The sequence below is a fragment of the Myxococcus sp. AM011 genome (assembly GCF_013372595.1).
GTDB classification, from domain to species: domain Bacteria; phylum Myxococcota; class Myxococcia; order Myxococcales; family Myxococcaceae; genus Myxococcus; species Myxococcus eversor.
In genome coordinates this window covers 64,813-74,569 of sequence record NZ_JABXEM010000014.1, presented here as the reverse complement: position 1 = coordinate 74,569, position 9,757 = coordinate 64,813, and the positions used below count along the sequence as shown (strand labels likewise).

8 protein-coding genes are annotated in these 9,757 nt (G+C 66.5%); 5 read left to right on the top strand and 3 right to left on the bottom strand.

All coding sequences use genetic code 11. The features are described from left to right. Window positions 1-266: 266 nt before the first annotated feature. The 3 genes from HUW62_RS05090 to HUW62_RS05080 all read right to left on the bottom strand — a co-directional run bounded on the left by HUW62_RS05090 (window position 267) and on the right by HUW62_RS05080 (window position 3,145). The gene (locus HUW62_RS05090; protein ID WP_176433729.1) at window positions 267-1,448 is read right to left on the bottom strand and encodes a hypothetical protein; all 1,182 of its coding nucleotides are present in this window, start codon (window positions 1,446-1,448) and stop codon (window positions 267-269) included. A gap of 2 nt (window positions 1,449-1,450) precedes the next feature. After that, window positions 1,451-2,188: an ImmA/IrrE family metallo-endopeptidase gene (locus HUW62_RS05085; protein WP_176433728.1), complete on the bottom strand. Its 738-nt coding sequence runs from the start codon at window positions 2,186-2,188 to the stop codon at window positions 1,451-1,453. A 357-nt stretch (window positions 2,189-2,545) separates the two neighbouring features. Next, window positions 2,546-3,145 carry an RNA polymerase sigma factor gene (locus HUW62_RS05080; protein WP_176433727.1) on the bottom strand — a complete coding sequence of 200 codons (600 nt, stop codon included), beginning with the start codon at window positions 3,143-3,145 and terminating at the stop codon, window positions 2,546-2,548. Between the two features lie 270 nt (window positions 3,146-3,415). Here HUW62_RS05080 and HUW62_RS05075 point away from each other — a divergent pair, with 270 nt between their 5' ends. The 5 genes from HUW62_RS05075 (at window position 3,416) to HUW62_RS05055 (ending at window position 9,704) form a co-directional block, all read left to right on the top strand. Further along, window positions 3,416-4,222: a GNAT family N-acyltransferase gene (locus HUW62_RS05075; RefSeq protein ID WP_176433726.1), complete on the top strand. Its 807-nt coding sequence runs from the start codon at window positions 3,416-3,418 to the stop codon at window positions 4,220-4,222. Window positions 4,223-4,306: 84 nt separating this feature from the next. Then, window positions 4,307-4,984, top strand: coding sequence for an iron-containing redox enzyme family protein (locus HUW62_RS05070; RefSeq protein WP_163865150.1), 678 nt, complete (start codon window positions 4,307-4,309; stop codon window positions 4,982-4,984). Window positions 4,985-5,074: 90 nt separating this feature from the next. Next, the gene (locus tag HUW62_RS05065; protein WP_163865062.1) at window positions 5,075-5,335 is read left to right on the top strand and encodes a DUF3892 domain-containing protein; all 261 of its coding nucleotides are present in this window, start codon (window positions 5,075-5,077) and stop codon (window positions 5,333-5,335) included. A 497-nt stretch (window positions 5,336-5,832) separates the two neighbouring features. Further along, window positions 5,833-6,960, top strand: coding sequence for a DNA repair exonuclease (locus tag HUW62_RS05060; RefSeq protein WP_176433725.1), 1,128 nt, complete (start codon window positions 5,833-5,835; stop codon window positions 6,958-6,960). Next, window positions 6,957-9,704, top strand: a complete 2,748-nt coding sequence (locus HUW62_RS05055) for an ATP-binding protein (RefSeq protein ID WP_176433724.1) — start codon at window positions 6,957-6,959, stop codon at window positions 9,702-9,704. The genes HUW62_RS05060 and HUW62_RS05055 overlap by 4 nt, the downstream gene beginning before the upstream one ends. Window positions 9,705-9,757: the final 53 nt, after the last annotated feature.

Below are 9,757 nucleotides of genomic sequence, written 5' to 3'. Positions count from 1 at the left end.
GGGCGGTGCTGCCGGGGGCGGCGGCGAGGGCCTGCTCGACGGCGGCGGTGCCGAGCGCGACGGCGGTACCGGGGGCGACTGCCTCCGAGGCTCAGAACCCGAAGGCGGCGGCCCCTGGCGTGGCGGCTCACCGCGCGCTCCTCCAAGGGCGTGGAGTGGCGCCGCGTGGCCGTTCAGGCCATGCGGTGGACGACTCGGAGTGTTGTCGAACAGCCCTGGACCAGGTGACCTCGGACCCTTGCCATCATTGGACATGGTGTCTCCCCCTACCGGCGCATGCTGCGCTCACTGAAGAACTGGAGGTTGGCTCCCGCCTGGGCGTAGGCGTCATGGACCAACCCCAGGAAGCCGTCTTCGCCAAAGGCGCTACGGCAGGACATCTCCGCGACGTCGAGCAGCAGGGGGAAGCCCCGCTCCGGACGCAGCACGCTGTCGGCCATGGCCACCCAGGCGGCTTCATGCACGTGCTCGCGGTGCGCATAGAACAGCCGGGGCGGGGAGTGGTCCGAAATGCGGAACAGTCCCTTCACGACGCAGGAACTCGAGTCGCGCACGAACTGCCTGGCCAGGAGCTTGCTCCGGTCCCCGTACTTCCATCCGTCGACGATGTAATCGCCTTCGCTCTGGAGTGTCTCGAGCACGGCGTACTCGCCGGCGTCGAGTGCGAACCCCATCGTCAGGAACCCCCGGTCCTGAAGCGCGCCGGAGACGAAGACGAACTTCTTGTGCTCATGGATGAGGCGCTGGAGCACCGACAGCGAGCGCGACAGCAGCGTCATGTACCCGGAGCCGGAGATCAACTCGTGTGCACAGGGGTTGCCAATGCCCATGCGCCACTCCGCGGTGGACTTGCTCAGGAGCGCGGCTCGCTCCGCATAGGTCCGGATGCCTCGACGCGCCATTCGGGACAGGGAGTCCTTCTGTCCACTGAAGCGGTTCTGGCGCATGTTGATGTAGTCCAGCGCCTCCTTCATGGGGTCCGTGTTGCGTGCGGCCATCTCCTTGCGGAACAGGCGTTTGGAGAAGGCGCCCGAGTTACCCTGGTAGCCGACGACCCCCACGCCAATCTGCGAGATGCCGATGGGAAGGCTGTCGTGGTTCGCGGAGCTGCCGGCCACGGCGTCGACCTTGCCTCGGAACAGCAGCCGCTCGTGGATGAGGGACAGCTCCTCCGGGGTGACTTTGTAGACACCGGCTTCGGGAAGAGCCGTGCTGCGAGCGGAAAGCCGGGGAAGGATTTCATTGCGGACGAGGGTCCGCAGGCGCCCTTCCTTATGGACGGCGCCAGCAATCTCGTTGCGAAAGCGCTCCATGACCCTGTCGAGGTCGAGCCCGGTGGACCATCGGTCGAGGTCCAACGTGGAGGCCAGGTTCTCCCCGAAGGCCTCTTCATAGTCGCCGTCCCCATACAGCTCTTCATCGTCATCTGGTGGAAACCCGCTCGACATGTCTACCCTTCCTCCACTCCCAGGAATTGCTCGATGGAAAATCGTGGGACTCGCAGGCGGCAGCGCAGCGCGTGGACATGCGCGTGCGCCACCTCCCAGGTCAGCCCGAACCGGAACACCACCCGGCCAGTGCCTTCTCCTTCCGACACGTCCTTCACCAAGGGAATGACGAGCGCCTCCGGCGCCAGGAGCTCCAGCGCCAGCAGGTCCGCGCGCCGCTCGGATTCCATCACCTCTCTGCGGGCGTAGTGTCCCGAGGCATCGCGCGCCATGAGCTCTCCCGTCGGACCCAGGGAGATCTTCTCGAAGAGAGCTGTCAGCGACTCCTCGGGCGTGGGTTCGCGCTGGCCATCGAGCACGGGGAGGATTGCCTCGCCAAACACTCGCACGGCGCGGACTCGAGGCATCCACTGGTCCAGGATGAAGTGTGACAGCTCGTGGGCCACGGTGAAGCGCTGCTCGTGCCGTCCTTCGGAGCTGTCATGGAAGACGAAGCCGCGCCCGGCATCCGCCACCATGCAGCCATGAAAATCATGGAAGTCATTTGTGTCTCTTGGCACGGGGATGTGGATATCCCGGCGTAGGAGCCACTCGCGCACGGCCTGGGGCGTCAGGTTCGGCAGTGCCACCACGAGGACGGGCAGGAGCTGGGAAATCTCCGCGACCAGGTCGCGTGGAAACCGGAGGGGGGCCGTCAAGCCACTGGCTTCCACGGCCTCCTCCATCCAGCGTGCCGTCATGAGCTCTTCTCTTCGTCTCGGATGCGGTCTCTCGCCGCTATTTGGATGGAACGCCCGAGCGGGCCAGCACCCCGCGAGGACTGGGAGAGAGCATCCACGATTTCGACGTGGCGAATCACGTGGGCGAGGGCTTGGGGATCCACTGCATGACGTTGGGTGATGGCGGTGAGCTGCGCATTGAAGTCCGGGCCCTCGGGGCGCCGACACAGACTCAGCCACAGGAGCACTTCCCGTGTGCAACCCAGCTCTCGGGCCAGCTCCGCCTCGGTCCGCTCCTCCAGGCGACGGTATCTCGCGAAGGTATGTGCCAGCGTCCAGGGTTCGCTCTGGCCACGCTGGGCCGCATGCTCGAGCCAATCAGGGTTTGACATCTCGGTCCTCCTTCCCGAGCCGCTCCAGCAACTTCATGAGGCGGTCTCGATTTCGCTTCACCTCGCGGCGACGCTCTATCTCCGACAACGGCGGCAGGTTCATGGCCTCCGCCAGGACACGGGTGGAGCGCTCACCCTGGAGGACGAGCCCGAGGAAGATACGGTCCTTCTCCTCGAGCAGGGCCTGTTCGACCCGCTCCAAGATGATTCGTGTCTCCACGATGATCTCCATCCTGTCTTTCGGAGCCGGCGCCCGAAGTACGAAAACCTCCCCGAATTTCCTTTCTCTGCGTTGCCGGGCCTCATGGTGGCGGTACTGGTCCAAGGTGTTCATCTTGGCGGCCCGCGTCAGGTAACTGGACAACCGGCTCTTCCGGGCAACGTACCGTTCGGGATTGCCCAGATAGGAGTAGATGGCGTCGATGGCCGCGTCTCGCGCCTCCTCGTGCATCTCACTTCGTTTCTTGCAGAGGGCCTTGATGATGGGGTCCATGAAGACCCTGAACACATCCTCGGAGACCCATGGCTCGCGCCTCAGGACGCGCTCGTGAAGTTCTTGCTCCTCCGCTTGTGATGGAAACCTCATCCCCACTCCTCGCCGGGAAACTCCTGCCCGCTCTCGGGTTGACTGCGACATGTATGTTCGTTCCCACCCTGGCGAGTTCGACGGAGGTGGGTTTGTGCATCTCCATGAAAGGTTGCTGGAGGCCAGTCCCTCTGTCTGTACCTCCCAGGTGGTATGCCGCCGGGCTTGCGCCGGAAAAATGAGCCCCGTGCGCACTTGGGATTCCAGCAACGAATGAATGGATGGGAGACGGCGAGCCGCCGCGACCGACCCGAGTTCGTGAGGGAACCCATGACGTCCATGCACTGCCGAGTTGCCACCACCCAGAAAGAGCTCGATGACGCGCTTCGCGTCCGCTGGGCTGTTTTCGGGGGAGAGCTGAAGTTGATGACCGCGAAGTCCTCGCCGTCGAGGCGCGAGGTGAGCTGCTTCGACACGCTGGAGACCACGGTGCATCTGGTCGTCTATGCGGACCGCGAGCCGGTGGCGACGCTGCGGATGTTGATGGTGAACCCCGAGGTGGCGCTCGCCACGGGCGGGCGGCTGGGAATCGAACTGGAGCAGCGGCTGGACCTGTCGGGCGTGGGGGGGCCGGGCCAGGTGTTCGCGGAGACGACGCGCTTCTGCGTGCTCGAGCGCTGGCGGCACTCCGAGGCGGTGGCGCACCTGCAGGCGGGCATCCATGCGGAGAGCCGGCGGCGCGGCGTGACGCACTGGATTGCGGCGGCGAACCTGGAGACGGACTCGTGGGAGGACGCGCGTCTGAGCGCCCAGGTCGCGGCGCACCGGGGATGGACGAGCCCGCGCTGGCGGGTGCGCGACTCGGAGCCGAGCGAGGCGCCGGTGCTCCCCAGCAGTCCCTTCTATACGCCCGCAGACCGTGAGCGCGCGCGGTGGGGCCGCCTGGACGGGCTGCGGATGCCGAGGGCGCCCTGCCTGTTCGCTCGGAAGATGGGCGCGCGGTTCATCTCCGGGCCTCTCTACGACGCGAGCTTCGGCCGCTTCACCCTGCCGCTCATCGCCGCGCTCGACGAGATTCCCGCCAGCACCCTGGAGCGGTTCCGCGCGCTCGACGGCATCCTGCGTCGCGCCGGCTGACCCCAGACCCCGCCGTATTTCCTCCTTCACCTTCAACTCGCAACAACCGGGAGCGCGAGCCCCGGGCAGGAGACGTCCGTGCAGATGACGCTGGAGTGCTCGAAGTCGATGGATTGGGTGGACCTGCTGGAGCAGGAGGCACGCGCGCTGGTGGCGACGTTGGATGCGCATCCCGACGCGAGCCGCCTGTTCGCGGGCACGTTGGACCGCGAGGGCTACATCCACTACCTGGTGCAGACGTATCACTACGCGCGCTGGAGCACGCCGCTGCTGAAGAGCGCGGGGGAGCGGCTCAATCATCTGGGCCGGCACCCGCGCCTGGCGGAGTTGTTGCTCCAGAAGGCCGCGGAGGAGCGCGGGCACGAGCGCTGGCTGCTCGCCGACCTGCACAACCTGGGCTGCTCGCATGAGCAGGTCCATGCGATGGAGCCGTGCCCCGGCGTGGAGGCCTACACCGGCTGGAACTTCTTCACCTCCCGGGCGGGTATCCCCACCGCGGTCCTGGGGACGTCCTATGTGTTGGAGTACCTCTCCCTGGCGCGGGCGACGGAGGCCTCCGAGCGGCTGGTCCAGGTCGCGGCCATTCCCAACATCGACAGGTCGGTGACGTTCCTGCGCGCCCACGGGGGGCTGGATGGAGACCACGTGGAGGAGCTGACGACGGTGCTGCGGACGCTGACGGACGTGGAGGAGCAGTCCGCCGTGCTGCTGTCGGCTCGCACGACGCGCGTCGTGTATCCGGCCATCTTCCGCGAGCTGTGAGCCTCCATCCCCCTCGCGAGGTAGAGACAGCCCTCCTGGCCCCCGCCATTCTCCCCGTCGAAGCAGGACATCCACATGAGAGGGGGCGCCATGCGTTACATCACTCACATCCACCTCGAGGGCGGGCGAGGACTGGAGCACATCTCACGGGTTCGCTGGCGTGATGGACTCATGACGGGGACGAGTACGCGGCAGCAGATGGTGGAGTGGATTGATGACGGTGGAGACGCGAGGGTCCAGGCCCTTCCCGTGGATGCACGGGTAGAGGTCGTCAATGCGCGACCGCCCTATCTGCGGTCGGTGCCGAACGGCGGTCTTGTCGACAATCTGTTGTCCCTGCCGGAGTTCTGAGCCGGCCGGGTGATTGGGTGCCACGGGCGGGTCCGGAGGAAGGGCCGGCCCCGTCCGTGGTGGCTCAGCCGGGTTTCCTGTCGAGAACCATGTTCATCCCCTTTTTCCCTCTCCAAAGACAGGAGAGGGGGACGCTGTCCCTACCACCCCAGTGGTAGATGCCCTTCCGGCCCGAGGTCCCACCTCCCAGGTCCAGGACGCCCGAGAGCCCCGGGCGTCGCCTGTCCTGGCGGAGTCGAGGAACGCTGGCGATGAGCCTGTGCATGCATCGATCCTAGCGGAGCCCCTGGGACAAATACACGCCCTCAAGATGGATTGATGCGTTTGATATTTGTTACCCGGGTGGGTGCATCCTCACTCAGCGGGTAGGCCATGCGTGCGACGAGGCTACTCCCCGAGAGGTATGTCCTGACCTGCCCGTGTGTCGGTACGGTGTGTCGAGTTCGGGTCGACACTCCTTCCCGCCGCGTCTGGACTTCGCGGCAGCTCGGTGAGGCATGGTCAGGATTCTGCATTCCGCGGATTGGCAGATGGGGCTCCGGGCAAGACACGTGGCCCAGGTGGCGACCTCGGTGCGTGATGCGAGGTTGGAGGCGGCTCGCAATGTCATTGAGGCGGCGAACCGTCATCAGGTGAATGCCGTCGTGCTCGCGGGTGACATCTTCGAGGACAATCTGGTCGAGGACCGGCTCGTTCATCAGGTGGTGTCGGTGTTGGAGGGTTCGCGCGCGCCGGTGTTCGTCCTTCCGGGCAACCATGACGCGCTGACGCCTGACGCCGTCTACCACCGGGCCTCCTGGAAGCAGCGCCCCGCTCGGGTCGTCATGTTGGATGGGGAGGCGCCAGTTCCGATTCCAGGGACGTCGGCGGTTTTGCTGGCTGCCCCGCTTCGACAGAAGAAAGGAATGAAGGACCCGACGGCCGAGTGGCGAGCTCGTGCGGACGTGGATGCCATCAGGGTCGGCGTGGCGCACGGCTCCCTTCGCATCGAGGGGAAGCATGCCGCGGACGACTTTCCCATTGGTCTGGATGCGGTGAGCCGGGTCGGGCTCGACTACCTCGCTTTGGGACACTGGCATGGGCAGTACGTCCACGAGGGACGCACCGCCTATGCGGGGGCACATGAGGCGACGAAGTTCGGCGAGGATGGTTCTGGACAGGCACTGCTCGTGGAGCTTGCGTCGCGAGGGGCGATGCCCCGACTGACTCCGGTCTCCACCGGCACGTTGCAGTGGCGCACCGTGGAGCTGGACCTGAGCCAGGACGCGGAGCGGGCGGCGGAGCGCGTCCTGGGACTGGTGAGGGATACCGCGCAGCCGGCCAGGACGCTGCTGCGGCTTCGCACCATGGGGACGTCCTCGGAAGCCGCGACACCGGTGCTGGCTCGGCTCAAGGAGGGACTGCTGGGCAGGGCGTTCCTGCATGTCGCTGTCGAGCGACGCGACATCGCCAAAGCCGAAGTGGAGGGGCAACTGGCGGAGGTGGCCGCCTCCAGCCCGCTTGTCGCATCCCTCCTGGAGGAGTTGTCCCGGTCCTCGACTCCCGGGCTCGTGGATGCGTCGGAGGCTGGCCGGCTCGCGGCCCGTCGTCTCTTGTCTGAGCTGGTGATGGAGGCGTGGCGATGATTCTGCGCGGACTTCGAGTTCAGCACTTCCGTTGCTTCCGCAATCCCGTGGAGTTGAAGGGCTTGGGATTGGGCATACATGTCGTTCATGCGCCGAACGAGACGGGGAAGTCGAGCCTCGTCCTGGCCCTCGCGCGGGCGCTGTTCGACCGGAACTCGACCAAGGACAGGGAGATACAGAACCTGCGTCCATGGGGAACGACGCTGTCGCCCCGGGTGACAGTCGAACTGGAGACAGGGGGCAAGCGCTATCGATTGGAGAAGGCGTTCCTGGACGACGCCACGAGCCTGCTGGACGAGTGGACGGGGACGCGATTCGAGCGGCTCGCGGACTCGCAGCGAGCGGATGAAATGGCGCGAGGTTTCCTCGTCTCCAGGGAAGCGCAGTCCGGTGCGACGAAGCTGGGGCACTGGGGGCTGGCCCGACTGCTCTGGCTGAATCAATCCCCCGAGCGGCATGTGTTACCGGACCTGGATGATTCCCTGAAGGCGCGGCTCATGGAGGCCGTGGGTGTCGCTGCGATGAGCCTGCGGGAACAGGGTGTGCTGAAGCGGGTGGAGGCCGCCTATCTCGAGTTCTTCACGGTGAAGAAGGGCAAGGTCGCGACGGGGAGCGAGCTGGGGGCGAAGGCGGCGCTCGTGACGTCCATCGAGGACGAGGTGAAGAGACTTCGTGCCGAGCAGGAGGCGAGTGCTGAGCATGCCCGGGACATGGAGGAGGCAAGGAGCGCGCTGGCTGACCTCGCGGAGGAGCGGGCGGGCTTCGAGACGGACCTCACGGCGCTTCAGGCGCGTGTCGAGGTCGAGACGGAGCTGGAGCAGCAGATCGCGCTTCGGGACAAGGACGTGGAGCGCCAGCGTCAGGAGTGGGCGCATCTGGACGGCAAGCAGCGGGAGCTGCTCGCACTCCGCCAGAAAGTGACGCTGCATCAGGCTCTGGCGACGAAGACGGAGCCGCTCCTCAAGAAGGCCCTGGATGACATGGGCGGTCGGGAGGAGTCGCAGCGGCAGGCCCGAGAGTCGTATCAGGCGCGGCTCGGCGAGCAGGAGCAGGCGGAGCAGCGAAAAGAGCGCGGACGCCTGCTGGACCAGGCGCGGCAGGCGCTGCTGGAGCAGCAGCGGCTTGACGGACAGCTCAAGCAGGGAGAACGACTGGAGGCCGCCGTGGAGGGGATGCGGCGAAAGACAGCGGCGTTGAGGCCGTTGTCCGAGCCCGACGTCAAGCGCGTGGAGGATGTCGAGCGCAAGCTGCGACAGGCGCACGACAAGCTGGAGGTGCGGGGAATCGAGGTCGTCTTCAAACCCGAGGGGGCGCGGAGCATCGAGTGGGAAGCAGAGGGGCATGTCCAGCGCCTCAAGTTGGCGAAGGCCGAAGAGAAGCTGTTCGCGGGTGTGCGCGCGGGCAGCCTGCGCATCCAGGGTGTGGGCGAGGTGAGTGTTCGCACCCAGGCCGAGGAGATTGGGAGTCTCCAGGCGGACGTGGAGAAGTTCCGCAAGGAGCTGGCGCGCCGCCTCCACGAGCATGGCGCTGAGAGCCCACAGGCGTTGCGTGCCGAGTGGGAGTCGCAGCGGGTGGTGCTTCAGGAGCAGCAGAAGCACGAAGGCGCCCGGACGACGTTCCTGGAGGCCGCGGGCTTCGAGAGCGTGGCGGAGCTCGGGGAGAAGCGGCGTGAGCAGGCGGGGAAGGTGGGGACGCTGGCGGGACAGCTCAACCTCTCGGTGCCTGAGCTGGCCACGCACCCATTCCCGGAGCTCGCGGTGCTCTCCGAGGAGCTGAAACTCCGCAAGCAGGAAGTGAAGGAGCGGGAGAAGAAGAAGGTCGACGCCGAGGCGGCCTATCTCGAAGCGGACAAGCAGGTGCGGACTCTCACCCATGCGCGGGACACCGCGACGCAGACGGCGCGAGAGCTGGAGCTGACGATGAAGGCCCAGGTCCAAGTGCTGGGCATGTCGCTGGAGCAGCTCGGGGCCGAGGTCGAGCGAGTCCAGGGCGAGCTGGCGCGTCTGGAGAACATGGTGAAGGGGCTGAGGGCGAGGCTGCCGCGTCCGGAGGAGCGGGCGGCCACCCACCGTCGGCGGCTCGAGGACGCGCGTGAGCGGGTCATGAGCGAGGAGAAGACGGCCCAGGAGCGAATCACCCGGGCGGAGACGCTGCTGGGGCAGGCGGCGGAGGTGGGGGTGTACTCGCGGCTGGGGGACGCGGAGGAGCGGCTCGTGCTGGCGATGGAGGAGCACCAGCAGCTCAAGACCCGAGCCGAGGCGGCCGAGCTTCTCCGGAAGCTGGTGCGCGAATGGCAGGAGCGCGTGAATCGGACGTTCGTGACACCTGTCCAGGACGCGGTTCAGTCGCGCTTGGAGCACATTCGCGGAGGTGGGTGGAACGAGCAGCTCTCGCTGGCGCCGGAGTTCGCCGAGGCGGCGATGCGGACTCCCGACGGGGACAAGACGTTGGCGAGCTACTCGTGGGGGATGCAGGAGCAGACCCTGTTCTCCCTGCGGTTGGCGCTCGGGGAGATGCTGTCGAAGCAGGGCTCCATGCCCGAGCCTCAATTGGTGGTCCTGGACGATGCGTTGGTCAACACGGACGCGGTCCGTCACCGGCGCGCACTGGAGTTGATCGAACAGGCGGGAGAGACGCTACAGGTGCTCATCTTGACCGCCTTCCCGGAGCGCTATCGCACCCTGCGAGGGATGAAGGCGTTCGACCTGCGGGAGTTGGCTCAGTCATCCGTGGCGACAGAGTGAGTGTCCGCTTGCGCACCGGGGGTCGCTCATGACGATGACCCGGGGCGGCATTG

What these genes read in the sequence shown, in the direction of transcription:
- HUW62_RS05090 (WP_176433729.1), bottom strand. Translation starts at nt 1,448, where the DNA reads ATGTCGAGCGGGTTTCCACCAGATGACGATGAAGAGCTGTATGGGGAC.
- HUW62_RS05085 (WP_176433728.1), bottom strand. Translation starts at nt 2,188, where the DNA reads ATGACGGCACGCTGGATGGAGGAGGCCGTGGAAGCCAGTGGCTTGACG.
- HUW62_RS05080 (WP_176433727.1), bottom strand. Translation starts at nt 3,145, where the DNA reads ATGAGGTTTCCATCACAAGCGGAGGAGCAAGAACTTCACGAGCGCGTC.
- HUW62_RS05075 (WP_176433726.1), top strand. Translation starts at nt 3,416, where the DNA reads ATGACGTCCATGCACTGCCGAGTTGCCACCACCCAGAAAGAGCTCGAT.
- HUW62_RS05070 (WP_163865150.1), top strand. Translation starts at nt 4,307, where the DNA reads ATGACGCTGGAGTGCTCGAAGTCGATGGATTGGGTGGACCTGCTGGAG.
- HUW62_RS05065 (WP_163865062.1), top strand. Translation starts at nt 5,075, where the DNA reads ATGCGTTACATCACTCACATCCACCTCGAGGGCGGGCGAGGACTGGAG.
- HUW62_RS05060 (WP_176433725.1), top strand. Translation starts at nt 5,833, where the DNA reads ATGGTCAGGATTCTGCATTCCGCGGATTGGCAGATGGGGCTCCGGGCA.
- HUW62_RS05055 (WP_176433724.1), top strand. Translation starts at nt 6,957, where the DNA reads ATGATTCTGCGCGGACTTCGAGTTCAGCACTTCCGTTGCTTCCGCAAT.